Source organism: Streptomyces sp. NPDC088387 (assembly GCF_044753385.1).
Lineage (GTDB): Bacteria > Actinomycetota > Actinomycetes > Streptomycetales > Streptomycetaceae > Streptomyces.
On the sequence record NZ_JBIVNC010000005.1, the window covers coordinates 233632 to 255986 of the forward strand.

A 22355-nucleotide genomic window follows, 5' to 3' on the forward strand; every position below is an offset into this window, starting at 1 on the left:
AAATCGGGGAAACGGCCGCCACACGCGCGTACCCGGCGACACCGGCCGTAAATGGGGGTATTCAAAAGCGGATTGATCGCGGGTGCAGCACGATGGACGCGCTGCGTCCCGGTGGGCAGACGAAGGGGAACCGTCCGTGCAGTTCGAGGTGTGGGCACCACAGGCCGAACGTGTGACGCTGGAGTGCGACGGCACTGCGCGCGCGTTGGAACGCGATCCGGAACGAGCGGGGTGGTGGAGCGGGGAAGCCGGGGCGGCCGACGGGTCGCGGTACGGCTTCTCGGTGGACGACGGGCCGGTGCGGCCCGATCCGCGTTCGCGGCGGCAGCCGGACGGCCCCGACGGGCTGAGCGCGGTCGTCGACCAGGGGCTCCACGAGTGGCGCGCGCCGTGGTCCGGGCGCCCGCTCCAGGGGGCGGTGCTGTACGAGCTGCACGTGGGCACCTACACGCCCGAGGGGACCTTGGACGCCGCCGCGGAGCGGCTCGGGCATCTCGCGGAACTGGGCGTGACCCACGTCGAGTTGATGCCGCTGTGCCCCTTCCCGGGGCGGCACGGCTGGGGCTACGAGGGTGTGTCGCTGTGGGCGGTGCACGAGCCGTACGGCGGCCCGCCGGCCCTGAAGCGTTTTGTCGACCGGGCGCACGAGCTGGGTCTCGGCGTGGTCCTGGACGTGGTGCACAACCACCTGGGCCCGTCCGGGAACTACCTGCCCGTGTTCGGGCCCTACTTCACGGACACGCACCACACGCCGTGGGGCTCGGCGGTGAACCTGGACGCGCCCGGCTCGGACGAGGTGCGCGCGTATCTGCTGGGCAGCGCGCTCGCCTGGCTGCGCGACTACCGGCTCGACGGGCTGCGCCTGGACGCCGTGCACACACTGGCGGACGACCGCGCGTACCCGTTCCTGGAGGAACTGTCGGAGTCGGTGGACGCGCTCGCCGCCGAGGTGGAGCGGCCGCTGTTCCTCGTCGCCGAGTCGGACCTGAACGACCCGCGGGTGATCACCTCTCGCGCGCAGGGCGGTCTGGGGCTGCACGCGCAGTGGAGCGACGACTTCCACCACGCGCTGCACGCCGCCCTGACCGGCGAGTCGCAGGGCTACTACGGCGACTTCGCGCGCGCCCCGCTCGCGGCGCTCGCCAAGACCCTCACCGGCGGCTTCTTCCACGACGGCACGTACTCCAGCTTCCGCGGCCGCCACCACGGCCGTCCGCTGGACCGGGCCCGGGTCTCCGCCCACCGGCTGCTCGGCTACAGCCAGACGCACGACCAGATCGGCAACCGCGCCCAGGGCGACCGGCTGTCGGCCATCCTCTCCCCCGGCCTGCTGGCCTGCGCGGCGACCGTGACGCTGACCGGGCCGTTCACGCCGATGCTGTTCATGGGCGAGGAGTGGGCGGCGGGCACACCGTGGCAGTTCTTCACGGACCACACCGATCCGCAGCTCGCCGACTCCGTACGGCGGGGCAGGCGGCGCGAGTTCGCCGCGCACGGGTGGGCCGAGGAGGACGTTCCCGACCCGCAGGACCCGGCGACCCGGGACCGCTCGTGCCTCGACTGGTCGGAGCCGGACAGCGAGCCGCACGCGCGCGTGCTGGACTGGTACCGCCGTCTGATCGCCCTGCGGCACAGCCGGCCCGACCTCACCGACCCCGATCTGTCGGACATCAAGGTGGGTCACGACGAGGCGGCGCGCTGGCTGGCCTTCCGCCGCGGCGACATCTGTGTGGCCGTGAACCACGCCAAGGACCCCGTGGAGATCCCTCTCGGCACCCGCCGCGCGGAGATCCTCGCCGCGTGGGAGCCGGTCGACCCGCCGGGCGCGGACGGGGTGCTGCGGCTGCCCGGCGAGTGCTGTGTGGTGCTGTCTCAGCCGTGAGACACGCCGGTGGGTGATGGGGCGGGCGGCCCGTCAGGGTCCGCCCTCCCATGCCTCCCCATACCCCCCGGCCTCCCCGGCCTCCCCGTCCCGAAGTTCCGTGACCCGCTCCAGCAGGATCGCCTCCCAGGCGTGCCGGAGCCGTTCCCGGAGCAGGGGCAGGGGGGTGGCGGGGTCGTGGCCGTCGAGGCGGCCGGCGAGGCGCAGTACGGCGTCGCAGCGGGCCAGCCACAGGCCGCGCAGACAGGGCCGGGCGGCGTAGCCGGCGAGGGTGGCGGCGCGTACGGCGGCCGGGGAGCCGACGGCGAGGGCCAGTCCCGCGATGTCCTCGGCGGGGTCGCCGACCAGGGCGTCGCCCCAGCCGAGGACGCCGCGCACCCGGCCGTCGGCGCTCACCACGAGGTGGTCGGCGCTGAGGCCGTGGTGGACGAGGACCGCGTTGCCGCTCTGCGCGGCCAGCTGTACGGCGGCGGCCGGGGTGAGCTGGTGCAGACGCGCGGGGTCGAACTCGTCGGCGGCGGCGAGCCGTTCGGCGGCCTGTACGGCGGCCTGGCGCAGCGCCTCCAGGGAGCGGGGCGGCACGCGCGGCACACCGAGCGTCTCGGCCTGTCCCAGTGGCACCGCGCGCAGGCCGGTGAGGACCGCGGCCAGGTCGGCCTCGCCCACCGCGGACACGTCGTGCCGTTCGCCCGAGCCGCCGGGCACCCTGGTGTCCAGTGTGTAGCCGAGACCGGGCGCCCATTCGCCGTACGCGACGCTGCTCGGCACGGTGACCGGGACGTGCGGGCGGACGAGGTCGCGCAGCCGCAGTTCGCGGCGGCGCCGGGCGCCCGCCTCGGGGTCGGGGGCGAGGCGCAGCACGTGGCGGCCGCCGACCCACCAGGTGGCGCCGGTCTCGGAGGCCGGCCGGATGTCGGGTCCGGTGGCGCCGTCGGGGGCGTCCTTGAGCAGGGTGCGGACCAGTTGGCGGACGGTGTCCGCGGTGGGTGTGGGTGCCTGGGTCATGGTCACGCCGCTGTCGTTCGGGGGATGAGGGGGCGGGTGCGGGCTCCTGTGGTGTGGGGCCGGGTCGTGTGCGGTCAGTCCACCACGACCATCTCGCGTGTGGTGTTGTTCAGCCGGCGGGCGCCGTCCTGGGTGACGGTCACGATGTCCTCGATACGGACGCCGAAGCGGCCGGGCAGATAGACGCCGGGCTCCACGGAGAAGCACATCCCGGGTACGAGGGGCCGCTCCTCGCCCTCGATCATGTACGGCGGCTCGTGCGTGGTGACGCCGATGCCGTGCCCGGTGCGATGGATGAACCGGTCGCCGTGTCCTGCGTCGGCGATGACCGCGCGGGCGGCCCGGTCGACGTCCTGGCAGGCGGCCCCGGGCCGTACGGCGTCGTAGCCCGCCTGCTGGGCGGTGCGGACCAGGTCGTGCACCCGGCGTTCCTCGTCGGTGGGTTCGCCGACGTGGACCGTGCGGGAGGTGTCCGAGCCGTAGCCGTCCTTGAGGCCGCCGAAGTCGAGGACGACCATGTCGCCCCGCTCGATGACCCGGTCGCCGGCCTCGTGGTGCGGGTTGGCGCCGTTCGGTCCCGAGGCGACGATGGTGAAGTCGACCTGCTCGTGCCCGAACCGGCGCAGCAGGGCGGCCAGGTCGGCGGCCACCTCGGTCTCGCGGCGCCCGCCGAAGGCGACCTGCCGGATCTGCTCGAACGCGGCGTCGGCCGCCGCGCCCGCGGCCGTCATCAGCTCCAGCTCGGCGGCGTCCTTGACCGCGCGGAGCATCGGCAGGACTTCCGTGAGGGAGGCGTACGAGCTGTCGGGCAGCGCGCCTTGCAGGGCGAGCAGATGCAGCGCCCAGGCGTTGTCGCTGATCCCGAACCGTCCCGAGCCGGGCAGCAGCTCCGCGGTGGTGGCGTAGGGGTCCTTGCCGTCGGTCCAGTCGCGCAGGGCGAGCGCGGACGCGCCGGCGGCCTCGGCGGCGTCGGGGGCCTCCAGGGCGGGCACGACGAGGACGGGCTCCCGGTCCGGGGTGAGGACGAGCAGGGTGAGGCGTTCGGTCGCGGCGGGTGGCGCGTAGCCGGTGAGCCAGACGAGGTCAGGGCCCGGCGCGATCAGCAGTCCGGCGAGTCCGGCGGCGTGTGCCTCCCGCGCGGCGCGCTCCATGCGCACCCGGTAGTCGTCGGCGGAGAAGGACACGTGCGTGCCGGTCATCGGGGCCTCCCAGGCGGCTGGACGGAGTACGGGCAGCATCCTGCCCGGACCACGGGGGCCGCGCGAGCGCTTGTGCACGGTTTTCGCACGGTCCGCCGGGCCCGGCATACGGCCATCGTGACCCGGGAGCCGCGGGAGAACCAGCGCGCACGGCCCCCGCTGCCCGGTCGGGTACGACCGCGCCCGGTACGCCGCCCGGTCGGGCAGGGCACGGCGGCGGGAGGCGGGGTCAGGACAGGGGCAGGGGCGGGGGGTGGGGACAGGCGGCCGGGAGGCGGGGACAGGGGGCAGGGACAGGGAGCCGGGGGGCAGGGACAGGCAGCAGGGGGCCGGGGGGCAGGGACAGACGGCAGGGGGCCGGGTCAGGCGGCCGGGGGGCAGGGGGCAGGGACAGACGGCAGGGGGGCAGGGGGCAGGGACAGACGGCAGGGGGCCGGGCAGGGACAGACGGCCGGGGGCCGGGCAGGGACAGACGGCCGGGGGCCGGGCAGGGACAGACGGCCGGGGGGCCGGGGGGCCGGGTCAGGGGCAGGCGGCCGGGGGCAGCTCAGGTGACGATTCCGGGGGTGACCGACAGTTGCTGGTAGCCGCCGCTCTGGTGGAGCACGGTCAGGGTGACGGCCTTGCCCGGGGCGGCGGTGGCCACCGCGTGGGCGAGGTCGGCCGCGGAGTCGATCCGGGTGCCGCCGAACGTGAGGAGTACGTCCCCCCGGACCAGCCCCGCCGCGTAGCCGGGCCCCGGCACGTGGACGCCGACGACCTGGGCGCCGGTCTTCTCGGCGTCCACGGCCTCGACGCCGAGGGTGGCCCCGCGGGGCACGGGTGCGGTTGCCGGGGGCGCCATGGACCGGCCCGGGGCCTGCGGGCCCGTCACGCCACCGGAGGCGCTCTGCGCGGCCTGGCCGGGCGGTGCGGACGGTTTCGGCTGGGCCGCCGCCTGGCGCTGGAGGTCGGCGAGTTTGCTCATGCCGATCACGGTGGCACCGACCGTGCCGAGCCCCACGCCGGACAGCACCAGTACGGTGCCGACGAACAGGGCGAACAGCAGGGCCCTGAGCCGTCGGCCGCGGCGCCGGGCCGCGTGCGGGTGCCGCGCGGGAGCGGGCTTCTCGCCGGCCGGCTCCTGGCCGGGCATCGGCTTGGGACGCAACGCAGTCTGTTCCATCGGATCGCCTCCGCCAGGTGCTCTACCCGGCGCACCGGCGCACCACGAGCCACGAACGAGTGAGACTGAACGCCGGTCAAGAGCGGGAAGGGCGCCGCCCGCCCCACGGGCACGACGAGCTCCCGGACCGCCCGCGAAGGGGATCCGGGAGCTCGCGGTGGGCGGTTGCGGTCAGCCGACCGGCTGGAGGGGCGGTACGGGCGCGGGCGCGCGGTCCGGCACGAAGCCGTGGGTGCGTCCGGCGAGGTACTCGGCCTTGTAGCGGTCCACCTCGCGGTGCCAGTTCAGGATGCCCGCCATCCAGTTCTGAAGGTCGAGGACGTAGGTCCGCATGACCTCGCGGCCCTCGGGCGACAGGTCGAAGTCGTCGTAGACCACGGGCAGTTCGTGGGCGACGACGTGTTCGAACTGCTTCATGCGCTGGGTCATCAGGTCGTGGACGACGGCGAGTCCGTCCGGGTAGTCGCAGCCGAAGAAGTTCTGCACCACGAGGATCGCGTTGTGGATCTCGCCCTCGTACTCGATCTCCTTCTGGTACGAGAAGACGTCGTTGAGGAGGCAGGCGTAGTCGACGGCGGCGTTCTCCAGGGAACGGACCGGACCGCTGCGGTAGATCTCGTCCGGGACGGCGGGGCCGTGTCCCATCCGGCAGAGGCTGAGGGTGAGGTCGGAGCCGAAGGTGGCGCGGCGCATCTCCAGGTAGTCGACCGGGTCGGGGACGCGGTTCTGGAACTGGTTGAGCAGCTCCCACACCCAGGACTCGGTCATCTTGTCGATCGCGGTCTTCAGGAACACCCGCTGCCCCGCGGTCATCGCGGCGGTGGTGCGGGCCCACAGGTCGATCAGGGCGCGTTCCACGGCGTTGGCCGGCAGGGGGACGGCCTCGCCGTCCACGGGCATGCAGGCGGACAGCCGGGCCGTGGTCAGCCGGGCGGCGGCGAGATCGCGGCGGTGGCCGTAGACCAGGGGGTAGTAGTCGTCGCCGTAGGTGCCCCAGGCGAGCCACTGCGCGCTGAGGTCGAGCGCCTCGGCGGTGCCGTCGGGGTCGATGCCAGCCGAGCACAGCGCGAGGTCGCAGGCGCGCAGTTTGTCCTCGTCCCAGACGCCCTCCTGGAGGATGCCCATCCGCCGCGACCACTCGACGAGCCGCTGCCGGCTGGTGTCGAGGTGGGGGTTGAGCCGGAGTTCGTAGGGCGCGTAGATGTCGGGGATGAGGGACGGTCCGACCTTCTGGTACGGCACGTGGGTGAACGGGCGCAGCCGGCCCGACCGGCCGAAGTGGGTGGACGCGGACGGCGAACCGCCGGCGGTGGCGAGCAGGGCGACGACGTCGGCCGCGGCGGCGCCCGGGCCGGTCGGGGCGGACCACGGGGTGGTGGCGCGGGCGCCTTCGTTCATGTAGCGGCTGGAGCGCATGTGCCACTCGTGGCCGCCGGACTGCCAGTCCTGAAGTCCCTTGGTGTAGGCGGCGATCGCGGCGAGCTGGTCCGGGGTGAGGCCGTTCTCGGCGGCGACCGCGGGGACCTCGGTGAACGCGGTGTGCTCGAACTGGTGCAGGCGGGAGGTGAGGACGTCGTTGACGGTGTCGGCGGCCTCCTGTGTGGTGCAGTCGAAGAAGGTCTCGAGGACCAGTACGCCGTTGCTGAGTTCGCCCTCCTCCTCGACCTCGCGCTGGTAGGAGAACAGGTCGTTGCGCAGGTGCACACCGTCGGAGAAGGTCTCCATCAGCACTCTGAGCGGCCTGGATCCGGCGACGGCCGCGGGGACCTCGGCGGTGGCGTACTCCACGAGTCCGGCGGACCAGGGGGCGCCGCCGACCTTGCGGCGCATCTCGATGTACTCGACGGGGTTGGCGACCCGCCCCTCGTTGATGTTGGACAGCTCCCACAGGGACTCGTTGAGCAGATGCTCGGTCGCGACCGCGAAACGGGCCCGCCACTCCTCGGACATCGCCGGGACGGTGCGTGCCCACAGGTCGGCCAGGCCCGCCTCGACCGGGTTCTGCGGCTCCGGTACGGGTGTGTTCAGGTCGAGCGGCATGAACATCGGCAGGCGGTCCAGATAGGCCTTGCCGCCGGGGCGGTCCTGGGAGCGCTTGAAGATCTCCAGGAAGTGGTCGTCGAAGAAGAACACCCACACGTACCAGTCGGTGATCAGGGACAGTGCGGGTCCGTCGCAGTCGGGGTGGGTGTAGGCGCACAGCAGGCCGTAGTCGTGCGCCTCCAGGTCGGCCTGCTCCCAGACTCCGGAGCCCTCCAGCATGCCCATCTCGCGTGCCCACGCGGTGGAGTGGGTACGGGCCTCTTCCAGGTGGGGGTTGAGGCGGGCCGGATACGGCATGTAGAAGTGCGGGAGTTCGAACGGCTGGGTCATGGCCCGGGGCTACCCAGACGCCCCCGCCGGCATCCCCCCGGCAACACATGATCACACCATCGCGTGAATCCCCTGCGAACCGGGGACGTGGCCGGGGCGGGGGCATCGCACAACCCGGCGCGACGGGCTCCCGCCGCGCCCACCCGTGCCGCCCCAGGCGACACGCATGCCCGCGGCTACGCGGGAAGGGCTTTTGTTCTTAGGGGCGCGGGGAACTGCGCAACGAGCCCCCACCGGGCCCGCAGCCGAACGACGACCTTCCCAGGGGCGCGGGGAACTGCGCAAACAGCCCCCACCGGGCCCGCAGCCGAACGACGACCCTTCTCAGGGGCGCGGGGAACTGCGCGAACAGCCCCCACCGGGCCCGCAGCCGAACGACGACCTTCCCAGGGGCGCGGGGAACTGCGCGAACAGCCCCCCACGCACCCGCAGTCGAAGGACCTCCGTCAGAAGGTGAGCTTCCAGCTGTTCAGGACACCGGTGTCCTGGGACGCCACATCCTGCACGCGGAGCCTCCACGTACCGTTGGCCACCTCGGCCCCCGCATTCACCGTGTACGTGGCGACCACGTTGTCCGCGGAGTCCGACGAACTCGACTTCAGCCGGTACGCCGTACCGTCCGGAGCCACCAGGTCGACAACCACGTCACCCCGGTAGGTGTGGGTGATGTCGACACCGACCTGAAGCGCCGAGGGCGCGTTCCCCGTACGCCCGCTGACGGCGATCGAGGACTCCACCGCGGCCCCGTTGTCCGGGATGGACAGCGACCCGGTGGAGGTGAAGGTGGTGCCCCCCGAAGAGCCGCCGCTCACCGCCTGCACCGTCTTGGCCGCGTCCGCGAGCCCCGCCCCGCAGCCACCGGAGCAGGTGCCCGGCAGCGCACGGGAGTTGGTCTTGATCGCCGATTCGATCTGCGCCGGGGTCAGGGCGGAGTTCGCCGACTTCATCAGCGCGGCCAGGCCCGCGATGTGCGGGGCGGCCATGCTGGTGCCCTGGTAGTACTCGTACGACTCGGTACCCGGGGTCTTCGCGCCGGCGTTCAGCGTCGACAGGATGCCGTCGCTGGTGACGGAGTTGGTCTCGCCGCCCGGGGCCGCGATGTCCACGACCGTGCCGTAGTTGGAGTAGTAGGCGCGGCTGCCGGACCGGTCGGTGGCGGCCACACTGATCACGTTGGCGCAGCCGGCCGGCGAGTAGTTGGCCGCGTTGGCGTTGGCGTTGCCCGCCGCGACGACAACCGAGGTGCCCCGGCCCACGGCCGCGTTGATGGCGTTCTGCGTGGCGGTGGTGCAGGCCCCGCCGCCGCCCAGGCTCATGTTGATGACCTTGGCGACGTTGGTGTTGGCGGGGACGCCGGAGACGCTGCCGCCGGACGCCCAGGTGATGGCGTCGATGATGTCGGAGTCGTAGCCGCCGCACTTGCCGAGGACCCGCAGCGGGGAGACCTTCGCGCCGTACGCGATTCCGGCGACGCCCTTGTTGTTGTTCGTGGCGGCGGCGATGGTGCCGGCGACGTGGGTGCCGTGCCAGGAGGAGTCGTAGGCGGGGTCGCCGGTGGCGCACTCGTTCGCGGCGGTCGCGTCACCCGGGTCGGCGGGGTTGCTGTCGCGTCCGTTGCCGTCGTTGGAGACGGCGGTGTCGGAGATGAAGTCGTAGCCGCCGACGATGTTCGCGGCGAGGTCGGAGTGGGTGACGTACCCGGTGTCGATCACGGCGACGGTGACGCCGGTGCCGGTGGCGACGTCCCAGGCACCCGGCACGCGCATGCCCGCGGTGGCCTCGGAGAGGTCCCACTGCTTGGGGTACTCGGTGTCGTTCGGCGTGGCCAGCGGCTTGTTGAGCCGGTCCGGTACGACGTAGGCGACCTGCGGGTCCTGCTGGTAGCGGGCGACGACGTCGGCGACGTCCGCCTTGCTGAGGTTGTCGCCGAGGCCGACCAGCGCGGCGCCGGTGCCGAGGCGGCGCTCGAAGTCGAGGTTCTCGCCGGCCGCCCTGCCCTTGGCCTCGGCGTCGGCGGAGGCGGCGGAGTTCGATGTCGCCTCGGTGGCGCCGGACTCGTAGCCGACGATGAGGCGTTCGGCCGGGGTACCGGGGGCGGCCTCGGCGGTGGAGACGGTGGGGGTGGTGTTCGGGGCGTCCAGAGGCTCCTGGGCGACGGCGGCCGTGCTCGCGGCGGCCGTCAGCAGTGCCGCGGAGATCGCGGCGGCGGATATCAGGGCCCGTCTGTGGGAGGGGGAGGTACGCAAGGGCTTGCCTTTCGGTGGCCGGACTCCGGGCAGCGCGGAGCGGCGGTCGATGCGCTTCGTCGTAGAAGCGGAGGGGGGTTACGCGAAAAGCGGGGCGTTGGCCGGCCAGCCGGGTGCGTCCGCCGACGTGGTGGGGGTGGCCCTCGGGTCGGCAGTGGTCGAACGATAGGCAAGGGCGAGGTCAGCGGGATACAGGGGAAACCCTCGACCAGACCGGAAACACACCCTTGTCGTCCACGAGTTGACCGCGAATGGGCACTTTCGACCGGCATTGTCGGCGACTGAACGCGCCGCCCGTCGCGCCCGTACTCCTCTCGGCAGACCGCTGCCGCACCCGCCGACGAGGAGCGCCCCGCATGGCCCGCAGAACCGCATACCGCGCCGCCGCCGCGGCCACCGTCGCCGGGCCGCTGCTCCTGGGGGTGTGGGCGGCGGGCCCGGCGTCCGCGCACGGGGCGCCGACGGATCCGGTCAGCCGGGTGTACGCCTGCTCGCCCGACGGCGGCGCGCCCTCGGGCTCGGCCGCGTGCCGGGCGGCGGTCGCGGCGAACGGGGCGCCCTTCACGGCGTGGGACAACCTGCGCATCGCGGGCGTCGACGGCCGGGACCGGCAGGTCGTCCCGGACGGGGAGCTGTGCAGCGGAGGCCTGCCCGCCTACCGCGGTCTGGATCTCGCCCGCACCGACTGGCCGACGACACGGCTCTCCCCCGGCGGGACGCTGAACATGACGTACGTCTCGACGATCCCGCACACCGGCACGTTCCGGCTCTATCTGACGGAGCCCGGCTACGACCCGGGCAAGCCGCTGCGCTGGTCCGACCTTCCGGCACAGCCGTTCGCGGAGATCAGGGACCCGGCGCTGACCGACGGCGCGTACCGCCTGCGGGCCGAGCTGCCGGCGAACCGCAGCGGACGCCATGTGCTGTACACGGTGTGGCAGAACAGCAGCACACCGGACACGTACTACTCGTGCTCGGACGTGGAGTTCCCGAAGGCGGAGGCGGAGGCTGACAAGGAGGCGGACGCGGCGGGTACGGCCACACGGCCCGCGAAGACGCCGAAGGCGACTCCCCCGACAGCCGCGCCCACCCCGTCGGACACCGCCCGGCCCGCGTCCGACCCGTCGCCGGAGCCACGCGCCGACGGGACCACGCTCCCCGGCAGCACCCCCGCCGCGGCGCCGGTCGCCGACGGCGGACCGTCGGCCCCGCTGCTCGCGGGCGGCGCCGCGGTGGTGTTGCTGCTCACCGGCGGCACCGCCCTGGCACTACGGCTCAGGCGGCGCTGACCGCGCCACCAGGGTCCGGCTAGCCCAGTCCGGCCGTCTTCAGCCACGCGCGCGCCACGTCCAGCGGGTCCTTGTTCTCCAGCTGGACCTGGGAGTCCAGGTCGAGGAGCGTCTTCGTGTCCAGCTTGGCGGAGACCGCGTTGAGGGCGTCCACACCCTCCTGCGGGAGCTCGTCCTTGTAGACGAGGGGCGTCACGTTGGCGAACCCGAAGAGGTTCTTCGGGTCCTGGAGAACAACGAACTTCTCCTTGATGATGGTCGGGTCGGTGGTGAAGATGTCCGCGGCCTGCACGGTGTTCTTCGTCAGCGCCGCCTGGGTGAGCGGACCACCGGCGTCGAGCGCCTTGAAGGACTTGAACTTCAGCCCGTACTCCTGCTCCAGGCCGATCAGTCCCTGGTGCCGGGTCTGGAACTCGGGCGAGCCGCCGATGACCATCTCGGGAGCGATGTCCTTGAGGTCGGCCAGGGTGGAGTCGGCGGTGAGGTTGTACTTCTTGGCGGTCGCCGCGTTCACCGACACGGAGTCCTTGTCCTCGGCCGGGGAGGACTCGAGGAGCGTCAGCTTGGTGTCGAGCTTGGCCTTGGCCGCGGCGTTGACCGTGTCGACCGACTTCTGCTCCGCGTCCGCGTCGAGGTAGGCGAGCAGGGAGCCGTTGTACTCGGGCAGGACGGTGATGGAACCGTTCTTCAGCAGGCCGTAGGTGGTCTCCCGGCTGCCTATGTTGGGCTTGTACTCGACCTTGATGCCCTTGGCCTTCAGGGCCTCGCCGTAGATGTCGGCGAGCAGGATGCTCTCGGCGAAGTTGTTCGAGCCGACGACGACCGTGCCGCCGTCCGCCTTGTCCTCCGTGAGCGGGTTGTCGGACGTGTCGTCGGACGAGCCACATCCGGCAACGAGCGCCGCCACTGCGGCCAGCGCGGCGGCCGCCACGCCGGGGTGTCTCGTACTGGACCAGCTGCTCTTCACGGTAGAAGTCACGATTCCCGTTCCGGGCTCAGAAGTGGTGGGGTGGGGGTGGGTCTGCCGGTGACGCATGGCACTTTCTGATCCAATCCAGCCACTTCTCGGTCAGTCAAGTGCAGCTTGGTCACCAACAGGCCTCGAAGAGTAATCACTTGTGAAGGAACCACGAACGATCTGCCATCGACTCGCAGCAGGTTGTAACGGATTCTTGACTTGGGGTCGCCGATTGATCATTCCAAGAGGCGGTAGTCTCCCCGGAGTTGGCGTACGTCACAGAAGCATGCGTGAATCGCACTGCCGACGTCCCCCACCAGTCAGAATCGATCTGCGGTCGGTCTGCAACAGTCACGTGAAGATCTTCGCGAGCGACACCCATGAAGGAGGCCCGGTGTCCACGAATGAGCGGAGCGGAGCCGCAGCGAAAGGGAAGCCCTCGGACGAGGACTCCCCCGCGCGTCCGGCCCCACCGCCCGTCCCCCGTGGCCTACGCGGCTTCGCCGACCACTGGCCGTTCCGCCGCAAGCTCAACGTCCTCGTGGGTGTGCCGCTCGCCGGACTCGCGCTGCTGCTCGGCTACCTGATCGCCGACCAGGTCGAACAGGCCCGTGAGGCGGCCGACGCGGCCCGGCTGGTGCGGGACAGCGCCCAGGTCGCGGAGCTGGTGGACCGGGTGCAGACCGAGCACCAGCAGGCCATCCTGCTCTCCGTGCGCTTCGAGGCCGCGGGCCCCGGCTCCCGGCAGTCGCCGGCCGCCTACCGCGAGGCCCAGGCCGCGGTGGACGCACAGGTGAGGAAGGTGCGCGAGGTCTTCGGCGACCGGATGCCCGAGACGGCCGCCCAGACCCTCAAAGAGGTCGACGGCCTGGCCACCCTGCGCGCCACCATCGAAGCGAGCTACCTGCCCGCCGACAACATCGACCCGGCCTACACCAGCGTCGCCGAGGGCCTGATCGACGGTCTCGGCCTCGACCACAACCCGGCCCTGGCCGCGACCTTCACCGGCAACCTGCTGGACTCGCTGCTGCGCGCCGACGCCGCCCACAGCTCCTTCGAGACCGCCGTGTTCTCGGCCGCGACCGGCGACTCCAACGCCCAGATCGAGTTCGTCAGCGCCGTCGGCTCGCACGATCTCTTCGCGCACCAGGCCGAGCGCTTCGCGCGGTTCGCCACGGAGGCCCAGGCCGACGAGCTGTCCGAGATCGAGCACAACTCGGCGCAGGCCTCCATCGAGGCGACTTTCGCGGAACAGCAGATCGACCCGAGCGGCCTCCAGGCGGAAACCCCCGAGGAGATCCGCGCCGCGTTCGACGCCGTCCTCGCGCAGTACCCCACCTACCGCGAACAGGCCCAGACCCGGCTGGAGATCACCGGCTCGCTGATCGACCAGATCGCCGACCGCGCCGACGGCGCCTCCACCGACGCCTGGTGGAACGCGGGCTGGCTGCTGGGCGCCGCACTGCTCGGCTACGGACTGTGGTTCGGCCTCTCCGTGGTGGTCCGCCGCTCGGTGGTCCGCCCGGTGCTCGCGCTGACCGGCGCCGCGCAGGAGGTCGCCGAGGTCGCCGGACGCGAACTGGCCCGGGTGGCCGACGACGACACCGAGGACGACGCCCGGCCCCTGCTGCGCGACGTGCCGGTCACCGCACGCGACGAGATCGGCGAGCTCGCCGACGCGTTCAACCATGTGCAGACCACCGCCGCCGCGCTTCTCGAACGCCAGGTGCTCAGCCGCCGCAACGTCGCCGAGATGTTCGGCAACGTCGGCCGCCGGGTCAGCAACCTCACCACCCGCCAGCTCGCGCTGATCGACGCCGTGGAACGCGGCGAGACCGACCCGGAGCTGCTGGAACGGCTCTACAGCATCGACCACATCGCGGTCCGCCTGCGCCGCAACGCCGACAGCCTGATGCTGCTGGCCGGCCTGCGCGAGACGGTCCTCGACTCCGGTCCGACCGCGCTGACCAACGTGGTGCGTGCCGCGCTCGGCCAGATCGAGGGCTACCAGCGGGTGGAGCTGCACGCCGGCACCGAGATCATGGTCGAGCCGGACATCATCGGCGACCTGACGCTGATGGTGGCGGAACTCCTGGAGAACGCGGTGTCGTTCTCGCCCGCGGGCAGCCCGGTCGAGGTGACCGTGCGCACGAGCGGCGCCGGCGAGGCCACCATCACGGTCGCCGACCACGGGCTCGGCATGAGCGCCGAGCGGCTCACCGAGGAGAACGCCCGGCTGGTGCGCCGCGAGCGCCTGGACCTCGTACCGACGAAGGTCCTCGGTCTGTTCGTGGTCGGCACGCTGGCCCGGCGCTGGGAGATCGGCGTGGCCCTGTCGCGCACCCCGGGCGGCGGTGTGACGGCCGAGATCCGCATCCCGTCGTCGCTGCTGCTGACGATGAGCGCGGTGGGCCCCGGTCTGACGGCGGACGGCGTCCGTACGCTGAACGGCTCGGCGGACCTCGCGCAGGCCCCGGTTGTCGCGGCCGTCGAGAGCGAGACCGCCCCCGGCCCGAAGCCCGCGGCGGCGCTGCCCGCCCCGGACGACGACGCGACGCCGCTGCCCCGCAGGCTCCCGCGGCGCGACCCGGCCGCCCCCGACGACGGCGCCCCGCTGATCCCGAAGGCCCGTACCGAGCCGCCGCTCGACGCGGACGCCGCCCCCGACGCGGCCCGTCCGCTGCGCCGCCGGGTGCGCGGCGCGACGCTGCGCACCACGCTCGGCGCCGAGGCGGACCCGGCGGCGACGGGCGCGAACACCCGGACCGAGGACGCCGACGCCGTACGCAGTGCGCTGGAGGAGTTCGAGGCGGCGGTCGAGCAGGCGCACCGCGACAGCGCGGACGCCTCGGCCGCCGACGTACCACCGTCCGCCCGTGACACCGATCCCGCCGTGGGCACCCGCCCGTCGCGGACCCCCGCGCACGACCAGAACCATCTCCCGGAAGGAGCGGAGCAGTGAGTACGTCGACAGGTGGCACTCCGACCTCGGACGCCACGCCGGACGAACTGCGGGCCGCCGCAGCCGACTTCACGTGGCTGCTCAACCGCTTCGCGACCGAGACCGCGGGCGTCGTCGACGCCATCGCGGTCTCCTCCGACGGGCTGCTCATCGCCGTGGCACAGCTGCGCGAGCGCGCCCACTCGGAGCGGCTGGCCGCCATCGTCTCCGGCCTGACCAGTCTTGCCGCCGGCGCCTCCGGCAACTACGGCCTGGGCGCCCTGAACAAGGTCATCATCGATCTGGAGGGCGGCCATGTGCTGGTCTCCGCGATCGGCAACGGGGCCGTCCTCGGTGTGGTCGCCGACAAGGAGGCGAAACTGGGCAACATCGCCTACGAGATGACCCTGTTCGCCAACCGTGCCGGTGCCGCGCTCAGCCCCCAGCTCGTGCTCGAACTCAAGAACACGGTCGGCGTTCCGTCGACGGGCTGACCGGCTGCCGTCCGGTCGAGAGAGGAAGAGACCACCCATGGCGGACGGCCGCACCCCCGGCGGATCCGGTGAGCCCGGCACCCCGGGTCCGGACGCGGGAGCTCCCGTCCCGGCCGTACGTCCGTTCCTGGTCACGGCCGGCCGGGTGGCGGGCACGGCCACCGGCCGGACGATGCCCGTCGAGACCCAGGTGATCGCCACCGCCAAGGGTCTCCAGGCGCTCGGCCGGCTCTCGTTCGAGGAACACGACATCGTTGCCGCCTGTGCGGTGCCGCAGTCCATCGCGGAGCTCGCGGCCCGGCTGAAACTCCATCTGAACGTGGTCCGGGTCCTCGCCGAGGACCTGCGGACCGCGGGCCGGCTGGCCGTGCACGTGCCCGACTCCGCCGCCACCCATGACGCATCCGTCCTGCGAAGGGTTATCGATGGCCTGCGGGCCATCCCCGACTCCCGAGGGGTACTCCGTGACACCGACTGATCCGCTTGCCGTCGGCACGGCCGCGCAGATGGCCGTACGGCCGCCGCTGCCGGTCAAGATGGTGATCGCGGGCGGATTCGGGGTGGGCAAGACCACCACCGTCGGCGCGATCTCCGAGATCGAGCCGCTGACCACCGAGGCCGCCATCACCGAGGTCGCGGCCGGCGTGGACGACCTCAGCCACACCCCGCGCAAGACCACCACCACGGTCGCGATGGACTTCGGCTGCATCACCATCGACCCGACACTGAAGCTGTATCTGTTCGGCACACCCGGCCAGGAGCGGTTCGGGTTCATGTGGGACGACATCGTGGAGGGCGCGGTCGGCGCGCTCGTCATCGTCGACACCCGCCGCCTGGACGACTGCTACGCGGCCGTCGACTACTTCGAGCACCGGCGGATCCCGTTCGCCGTCGCCGTCAACGCCTTCGACGGGCTCGTCCAGCACGAACTGGACGAGGTGCGCTGGGCGCTCGACGTCGCGGACCGCGTCCCGCTCGTGGTGTTCGACGCCCGGGAACGCGGTTCGGTGCGCGACGCGCTGCTGGTCGTCCTGGAACTGGCGCTGGAGCGCGCCGAGAAGTGACCGCGGGGCCGCCGCCGTGCCGCGGCCCCGCCCTCCCGTGCCCGGCTACGCGGTGCCCGACCGGCGGACGCCCCGCGAGACCGTGGCCCGGCCGATCGCCCAGAACAGGCCCAGTGTCGCCAGCGCCATCACGGCGACCAGGGTCGCGCCGCCCACGACCTTCTCGTAGTTGCGCTGGTAGAGGCCGTCGACGATGTAGCGGCCGAGGCCGCCGAAGCTGACGTACGCGGCGATCGTGGCGGTGGAGACGATCTGGATGGCCGCCGAGCGCAGGCCGCTGAAGATCAGGGGCAGCGCGACCGGCACCTCCACCCGGAACAGGATGGCCGGTTCGGCCATGCCCATACCGCGGGCTGCGTCCACCGGCGCGGGATCCACCGAGCGGACGGCCTCGTAGGTGGTGACGAGGATCGGCGGGATCGCGAGGACCACCAGCGGGATCATCACCGGGGCGAGACCCAGGCCGAGCAGCACGAACATCAGCACCATCAGGCCGAAGCTGGGCAGTGCGCGCCCGGCGGTGGCGATGAGCGCGAGGATGTTGCCGCCGCGTCCGGTGTGCCCGGTGACCAGACCGACCGGGAGTCCCACGGCGGCGGCGATGCCGAGCGCCATCAGCGTGTACTGGATGTGTTCCAGGACGCGGGTCGGGATGCCGTCGTAGCCGTTCCACTGGGCGCTGTCGCTGAAGAACGAGTCGATGTACTGGAGGATGTTCATCGCAGCGCGTCCTCCAGAGCGGCACCGGACGGTGTCTTCCTGGTGCGGGGCTCGGCACGTTCCTCGGAGACGACGGGCCGGTTGGTACGGCCGCCGCGGGGCATCCAGGGCGTCACCAGCAGCCGCAGACCGATCAGCAGGGCGTCCACGAGGACGGCGAGCACGGCGGTGCCGACGACGGAGAGCCAGATCAGCCGCGGCTGGTTGTAGATCATGCCGCTGTTGAGCAGGTTGCCGAGCGCGCCCTGGTTGCCGATCAGCATGCCGACACTGACGAGCGAGATGCTCGACACCGACGCGACGCGCAGTCCGGCGATGATGGCGGGTGCGGCGATCGGCAGCTGGACCTGGAGGTAGCGCCGGATCGGGCCGAAGCCCATGGCGACGGCGGCGTCCAGGGTCTCGCGGGGCACCGAGCGGACACCGTCGACGATCGCCGGGACGAACACCACCAGGCTGTAGACGGCCAGCGGGATCATCACCGTGGTCTCGCTGAGGCCGGTGTAGTCGATGAGGACGACGAAGAAGGCCAGCGAGGGGATGGCGTAGAGGATGGTCGTCACCCACAGCACGGGCGGGTACAGCCAGCGCACCCGGACACAGAGCTGGGCGATGGGCAGCGCCACGAGGAGCCCGACCAGGACCGGGATCATCGCCTCGCGCAGATGCAGTCCGATCAGACCCCAGTAGCTGCTCTGGAGGTCGCTCGGCATGTCGAAGAACTCGCTCATCGCGCCGCTTTCTCCGTACGGGGGCTGTCGTCCCGGGCGCTCTTGGCGTGGGCGCCGCGGATCGCCTCGCCGATGGTGGCCTGCGAGACGATCCCGCGGGCGCGTCCCTCGGCGTCCACGGCGACGGCCCAGCCGGTCGGCGAGAGCACGGCGGCGTCCAGCGCGGCGCGCAGCGAGTCCTCGGCGGGGTGGAAGGGGTGCCCGTACGGCAGCAGCCGCTCGGGGCGGATGTCGCCGGCCTTGAGGTCGGCGGCCTCGCTCCAGCCGAGCGGTCTGCCGTCCAGGTCGGTGACGAGGAGGTAGGGCACGTCGTCGGCCCGGCGGGCGGCGATCTGCTCGGCGGTGGCGTCGACGGCGACGATGGGGGTGTTGAGCAGCTTCAGCCCGGCGGACGGGAAGAAGGAGAGCCGGCGTACACCGCGGTCGGCGCCCAGGAAGTCCTCGACGAAGTCGTCGGCGGGGCTGGAGAGCAGTTCGGCGGGGGGCGCGAACTGGGCGAGGCGGCCGCCGGTGCGCAGTACGGCGACCATGGTGCCGATCTTGACGGCCTCGTCGATGTCGTGCGTGACGAAGACGATCGTCTTGCCCAACTCCTCCTGGATCCTGAGGAGTTCGTCCTGGAGCCCTTTGCGGACGATGGGGTCGACCGCCGAGAACGGCTCGTCCATCAGCAGGACCGGCGGGTCGGCGGCGAGCGCCCTGGCGACCCCGACGCGCTGCTGCTGGCCGCCGGAGAGCTGGTAGGGGTAGCGCTTGGCGAGTGCGCCGTCGAGGCCCACGCGCTCCATCAGCTCCCGGGCGCGGGCCCGTGCCTTGTCCTTGCCCCAGCCGAGCATGCGGGGCACGGTCGCGATGTTGTCGACGATCGTGCGGTGCTGGAAGAGGCCGGCGTTCTGGATGACGTACCCCATGGACCGGCGCAGGGTGTTCACCGGCTGCTTGGTGACGTCGACATCGTCCAGCAGGATCCTGCCGTCGCTGGGCTCGACCATCCGGTTGATCATCCGCAGGGTCGTCGTCTTGCCGCAGCCCGACGGCCCGACCAGGACGGTTATCGAGCGGTCCGGTATCTCCAGGGAGAGCCGGTCGACCGCCACCGTGCCGTCCGGATACCGCTTGGTGACTGAATCTATCCGTATCAAAGCGCCGAATGCCCTTCGGGGTTGGCAGTTGCTGACCGCGTACACGCACATCGTGTGCGGTCCTCGGGCCGTCGCGGAGAGAGTCTAGACCGGTTGTGTTGCGGAAATTTGGCGGGTGCGGGAGCTTTCCGCACCGGCGTGAACCCTCCGAATCCGGCCAGTCGCCGCCTACCCCCGAAGCGGCCCCCGATGCCGGCCCCCGATGCCGGCTCCGGAAACCGGCCGTCCTACGCCGCCACGGGCAGGCCCTCGGTGCTGCGCACCCGCCGTTCACCGTCCACCGCGAACACCTCGCAGCCGGCCCGGGCCGCCGCCCAGGCGATCCCGTCCGCGCCCAGGGCGAACGCAGCCGTCGCGGTGGCGTCGGCCTCGGTCAGGGTGGGCGCGACGACGGTGAGGCTGAGCAGGCCGGTGGCGGGGCGGCCGGTGCGGCCGTCGACGATGTGGTCGCCGCGCTCGTACCGCGCGGACGTCGCGACCGCCCCGTCGGTGATCTCCAGCACCACACAGACGCGGTCGGCGCGTTCGGGGTGGCGGACGCCGACCCGCCAGGGCCCGCCGGCGGCGACCACGTCACCGCCGGCGTTCAGGCAGAACCTCCGTACGCCGGCCTCGGTGAGCAGCCGGGCCGCCCGCTGCACCGACCAGCCCTTGACGACGGCACACGGGTCGAGGCCGCGGCCGGGCAGCCGTACGTCGAAGGCGCCGGCGGTCTCGGCCCGGTACCGCTCGCACAGGTCCAGCACCTCGGCGAGGTCGTCGCTGATCCCGTCGGCGCCGATGTCACCGCGGTCGAGTCTGCTGACCTCGCTGTGCGCCTTGAACGGGCTGAACCGTTCGTCGACCTCGCGCAGCCAGGCGAAGACCGCGTCGGCGACACCGTCGGGGACGTGGTCGTCGTCGATGCGCAGCGAGACGGGGAAGCCCATGACGTGTTCGACCCGGTGCATGTCAGGCGCCCTTCGCGTCGATCGCGGCCTGGAGGGACACCTTGTAGGCCTCGCTGGTGATGGTCGCCCCGGAGACGGTGTCGATGTCCGCGCTCTGCGCCTCAAGGGTTCCCTCGATCAACTGCGGTACGGCGGCGATCGTCTGCGGGTGGTTCGGCTGCTGCAACATCCGTACGGCGGTGATCTCGTCGCCCTCGAACGTCACCTCGACCTGCACGGGGCCCTTCTCGGTGTCCAGCGCGGAACCGGCGACGACCTGGCTGACCGGCTCGGCCGGCTCGGAGGAACCCGAGGAGTCCGAGGAGTCCGAGGGTGTGGTCGTAGAGTTGTTCCCGTCGGCGGCGGCGCCCTCGGCGTCGATCGCGGCCTGGAGCGACTCCTTGTAGGCGTCGCTGGTGATGGTGGCCCCGGAGACGGTGTCGATGTCCGCGCTCTGCGCCTCAAGGGTGCTCTCGACCAGCTTCGGTACGGCGGCGGTCGTCTGCGGGTGGTTCGGCTGCTGCAACATCCGTACGGCGGTGATCTCGTCGCCCTCGAACGTCACCTCGACCTGTACGGGACCCTTCTCGGTGTCGATCGTGGGGCCCGCGAAGACGGTCTGACCGGCGCCCGTCCCTCCGGACGAGGCCGGTGCGGGGACGGGCTGTGCCGCCTCGGTGGTGGTCGTGCCGCCGTCGGAGGGCGCGTAGCGCCAGACCGGTATCAGGCCCGCGACGGTCAGGGCCAGGACGGGCAGTACTCGCTTCACTGTGGCTTCCTGTTCTTCCTGGGGTCCTTGGCTTCCGGCTTCCGGCTTCCGGCTGCGGAGTCAGCCCGCGAGGCTGAAGCGCTCGAAGTGGATCTGCTGCTTGGGGACACCCAGTTCACGCAGCGTGCCGAGGACGGCGGTGGTCATGCCGGGCGGGCCGCACACGTACACGTCCCGGTCGGCGATGTCCGGCACCAGGCGGGTCAGTTCGGACGCGGCGAGGCGGTCGGGCTGTGCCGGGCCGGTGATCAGACGCAGTTCGGCGCCCCGGGCCAGGGCCAGGTCGCGCAGCTCGTGGTAGAGGACGGCGTCCCGGTCGGTGGCGACGCGGTACAGCACCACGGCGTGGCCGTGCAGTTCCTCCAGCAGCGCGCGGACCGGGGTGACACCGACGCCGCCCGCGATGAGCACGGCGTCCGGCCGCGTGCGGTGCATGGTGGTGAAGGCGCCGTAGGGGCCCTCGGCGAACACCCGTGTGCCGGGCTTGAGATGGCGCAGGCCGGAGCTGCCGGCGCCGGCCGCCTTGGCGGTCAGCCGCAGCGTGCGGCCGTCGGGCGCGGCCGACAGGGAGAACGGGTTGGCCTGCCACCAGCGGTCGCGGGTCATGAACCGCCACAGGAAGAACTGTCCGGCGCGGGCGGGCAGCCGGTCCAGGTCGCGCCCGGTGATGTACACGGAGACGACGTTGTCGGACTCGGGCACCACGGCGGAGACGACGAGGTGGTGGCGCCAGTTCCGCCACAGCGGCAGGACGAGCCGGCCGACGACGACCGCGCCGAGCGCGCCGCCCCACAGCAGGTACCAGTACGCCGTCGCCACGGACGAGGAGGCGAAGGTGGTGCCGGCCGCGACCTGGTGGGTGAAGGCCAGCACCACGGCGAGGTAGGTGTAGAGGTGGATGAAGTGCCAGGTCTCGTAGGCGAGCCGGCGCCGCGCCCAGCGGGCGGAGACCACCCCGACCAGGATGATCAGGGCGAACGCCACGATCGCGCGGAGCACACCCTCGACGGTCTCGGCGAGGTCGACGAGCTGGTTGACCGGGTCGAGGCCGGAGGAGTCGGCGTACCCGAAGACGATGAAGACGGCGTGCGCCAGCAGCGTCCACAGCAGGGCGAAGCCGGTCCAGCGGTGCCAGGAGGTGAGCCGGTCCATGCCGATCCGGCGGTCGAGCCAGGGCAGCCGGGCCACCAGCAGCAGCTGGAAGGCCATCAGCAGGGCGCCGTAGAGACCGGCCAGGCGGCCGATCACGATCAGGGCGTTGGAGGCGAATCCGGCCTGTAGGAAGAAGTACGCCACGATGGCCGCGTTCGCGGCGAGCAGGGCGTACAGGCTGGTGCGGGCCACAACTTTCGGTCGTATCCCCACGGTGGGGGTGGGATGCGACTGGACGGTCGTCACGGACGGCAACCTCTCGCTCGGGGCCTCGGTACCCAGAGCTTGACGGGCCG

Annotated in this window: 18 protein-coding genes; 6 read left to right on the forward strand and 12 right to left on the reverse strand. The window is 72.2% G+C overall.

Annotated elements, in window-relative coordinates; translation table 11 throughout:
- Nucleotides 1–136: 136 nt before the first annotated feature.
- Nucleotides 137–1882 (forward strand): malto-oligosyltrehalose trehalohydrolase, encoded by a 1746-nt coding sequence (treZ, locus tag ACIQAC_RS15790; RefSeq protein ID WP_402191168.1) that lies wholly within the window; start codon nucleotides 137–139, stop codon nucleotides 1880–1882.
- Between the two features lie 33 nt (nucleotides 1883–1915).
- Here treZ and ACIQAC_RS15795 read toward each other — a convergent pair whose 3' ends face one another.
- The 5 genes from ACIQAC_RS15795 to ACIQAC_RS15815 all read right to left on the reverse strand — a co-directional run bounded on the left by ACIQAC_RS15795 (nucleotide 1916) and on the right by ACIQAC_RS15815 (nucleotide 9870).
- Nucleotides 1916–2887, reverse strand: a complete 972-nt coding sequence (locus tag ACIQAC_RS15795) for an aminoglycoside phosphotransferase family protein (protein WP_402191756.1) — start codon at nucleotides 2885–2887, stop codon at nucleotides 1916–1918.
- Between the two features lie 74 nt (nucleotides 2888–2961).
- On the reverse strand, nucleotides 2962–4086 hold the full coding sequence (locus ACIQAC_RS15800) for a M24 family metallopeptidase (RefSeq protein WP_402191171.1): 1125 nt from the start codon (nucleotides 4084–4086) through the stop codon (nucleotides 2962–2964).
- Nucleotides 4087–4633: 547 nt separating this feature from the next.
- Nucleotides 4634–5251 carry a PDZ domain-containing protein gene (locus ACIQAC_RS15805; protein WP_402191172.1) on the reverse strand — a complete coding sequence of 206 codons (618 nt, stop codon included), beginning with the start codon at nucleotides 5249–5251 and terminating at the stop codon, nucleotides 4634–4636.
- Nucleotides 5252–5422: 171 nt separating this feature from the next.
- Nucleotides 5423–7624 (reverse strand): germacradienol/geosmin synthase Cyc2, encoded by a 2202-nt coding sequence (cyc2, locus tag ACIQAC_RS15810; RefSeq protein ID WP_402191174.1) that lies wholly within the window; start codon nucleotides 7622–7624, stop codon nucleotides 5423–5425.
- Between the two features lie 446 nt (nucleotides 7625–8070).
- Nucleotides 8071–9870 carry a S8 family peptidase gene (locus ACIQAC_RS15815; RefSeq protein WP_402191175.1) on the reverse strand — a complete coding sequence of 600 codons (1800 nt, stop codon included), beginning with the start codon at nucleotides 9868–9870 and terminating at the stop codon, nucleotides 8071–8073.
- A 356-nt stretch (nucleotides 9871–10226) separates the two neighbouring features.
- Here ACIQAC_RS15815 and ACIQAC_RS15820 point away from each other — a divergent pair, with 356 nt between their 5' ends.
- Entirely contained in the window at nucleotides 10227–11159 is a 933-nt protein-coding gene (locus ACIQAC_RS15820; RefSeq protein WP_402191176.1) for a lytic polysaccharide monooxygenase, read from the forward strand.
- Nucleotides 11160–11178: 19 nt separating this feature from the next.
- Here ACIQAC_RS15820 and ACIQAC_RS15825 read toward each other — a convergent pair whose 3' ends face one another.
- Complete coding sequence (locus ACIQAC_RS15825; RefSeq protein WP_402191178.1) at nucleotides 11179–12138, reverse strand: ABC transporter substrate-binding protein; 960 nt, start codon at nucleotides 12136–12138, stop codon at nucleotides 11179–11181.
- A gap of 373 nt (nucleotides 12139–12511) precedes the next feature.
- On the opposite strand from ACIQAC_RS15825, the gene ACIQAC_RS15830 reads away from it, so the two are divergent.
- From ACIQAC_RS15830 to ACIQAC_RS15845, 4 genes are read left to right on the forward strand one after another with little or no spacing between them, the layout of a single operon-like run.
- Complete coding sequence (locus ACIQAC_RS15830) at nucleotides 12512–15079, forward strand: ATP-binding protein (protein ID WP_402191180.1); 2568 nt, start codon at nucleotides 12512–12514, stop codon at nucleotides 15077–15079.
- A complete protein-coding gene (locus tag ACIQAC_RS15835) occupies nucleotides 15076–15552 on the forward strand; it encodes a roadblock/LC7 domain-containing protein (RefSeq protein ID WP_402191183.1) in 477 nt (158 codons plus the stop codon). Before ACIQAC_RS15830 ends, ACIQAC_RS15835 begins: the two co-directional genes overlap by 4 nt.
- Before the next feature lie 37 nt (nucleotides 15553–15589).
- Nucleotides 15590–16030 (forward strand): DUF742 domain-containing protein, encoded by a 441-nt coding sequence (locus ACIQAC_RS15840; protein WP_402191186.1) that lies wholly within the window; start codon nucleotides 15590–15592, stop codon nucleotides 16028–16030.
- On the forward strand, nucleotides 16017–16616 hold the full coding sequence (locus tag ACIQAC_RS15845; protein WP_402191188.1) for a GTP-binding protein: 600 nt from the start codon (nucleotides 16017–16019) through the stop codon (nucleotides 16614–16616). The genes ACIQAC_RS15840 and ACIQAC_RS15845 overlap by 14 nt, the downstream gene beginning before the upstream one ends.
- Nucleotides 16617–16661: 45 nt before the next feature.
- Here ACIQAC_RS15845 and ACIQAC_RS15850 read toward each other — a convergent pair whose 3' ends face one another.
- The 6 genes from ACIQAC_RS15850 to ACIQAC_RS15875 form a co-directional block, all read right to left on the reverse strand.
- Nucleotides 16662–17336 (reverse strand): ABC transporter permease, encoded by a 675-nt coding sequence (locus ACIQAC_RS15850; RefSeq protein WP_402191190.1) that lies wholly within the window; start codon nucleotides 17334–17336, stop codon nucleotides 16662–16664.
- Nucleotides 17333–18067, reverse strand: coding sequence for an ABC transporter permease (locus tag ACIQAC_RS15855; RefSeq protein WP_402191193.1), 735 nt, complete (start codon nucleotides 18065–18067; stop codon nucleotides 17333–17335). Before ACIQAC_RS15855 ends, ACIQAC_RS15850 begins: the two co-directional genes overlap by 4 nt.
- Nucleotides 18064–19209 carry an ABC transporter ATP-binding protein gene (locus ACIQAC_RS15860; protein WP_402191194.1) on the reverse strand — a complete coding sequence of 382 codons (1146 nt, stop codon included), beginning with the start codon at nucleotides 19207–19209 and terminating at the stop codon, nucleotides 18064–18066. Before ACIQAC_RS15860 ends, ACIQAC_RS15855 begins: the two co-directional genes overlap by 4 nt.
- A 227-nt stretch (nucleotides 19210–19436) precedes the next feature.
- A complete protein-coding gene (locus ACIQAC_RS15865; RefSeq protein ID WP_402191196.1) occupies nucleotides 19437–20159 on the reverse strand; it encodes an FAD:protein FMN transferase in 723 nt (240 codons plus the stop codon).
- Nucleotide 20160: 1 nt separating this feature from the next.
- Nucleotides 20161–20907, reverse strand: a complete 747-nt coding sequence (locus ACIQAC_RS15870; protein ID WP_402191199.1) for an FMN-binding protein — start codon at nucleotides 20905–20907, stop codon at nucleotides 20161–20163.
- 60 nt (nucleotides 20908–20967) lie between these two features.
- A complete protein-coding gene (locus ACIQAC_RS15875) occupies nucleotides 20968–22305 on the reverse strand; it encodes a ferric reductase-like transmembrane domain-containing protein (RefSeq protein WP_402191201.1) in 1338 nt (445 codons plus the stop codon).
- Between the last annotated feature and the right edge of the window lie 50 nt (nucleotides 22306–22355).

Bases quoted from the DNA above. Each gene is read 5' to 3' on its own strand.
- ACIQAC_RS15795 (WP_402191756.1), bottom strand. From the start codon at position 2,887: ATGACCCAGGCACCCACACCCACCGCGGACACCGTCCGCCAACTGGTC.
- ACIQAC_RS15800 (WP_402191171.1), bottom strand. From the start codon at position 4,086: ATGACCGGCACGCACGTGTCCTTCTCCGCCGACGACTACCGGGTGCGC.
- ACIQAC_RS15805 (WP_402191172.1), bottom strand. From the start codon at position 5,251: ATGGAACAGACTGCGTTGCGTCCCAAGCCGATGCCCGGCCAGGAGCCG.
- cyc2 (WP_402191174.1), bottom strand. From the start codon at position 7,624: ATGACCCAGCCGTTCGAACTCCCGCACTTCTACATGCCGTATCCGGCC.
- ACIQAC_RS15820 (WP_402191176.1), top strand. From the start codon at position 10,227: ATGGCCCGCAGAACCGCATACCGCGCCGCCGCCGCGGCCACCGTCGCC.
- ACIQAC_RS15840 (WP_402191186.1), top strand. From the start codon at position 15,590: ATGGCGGACGGCCGCACCCCCGGCGGATCCGGTGAGCCCGGCACCCCG.
- ACIQAC_RS15850 (WP_402191190.1), bottom strand. From the start codon at position 17,336: ATGAACATCCTCCAGTACATCGACTCGTTCTTCAGCGACAGCGCCCAG.
- ACIQAC_RS15855 (WP_402191193.1), bottom strand. From the start codon at position 18,067: ATGAGCGAGTTCTTCGACATGCCGAGCGACCTCCAGAGCAGCTACTGG.
- ACIQAC_RS15865 (WP_402191196.1), bottom strand. From the start codon at position 20,159: ATGCACCGGGTCGAACACGTCATGGGCTTCCCCGTCTCGCTGCGCATC.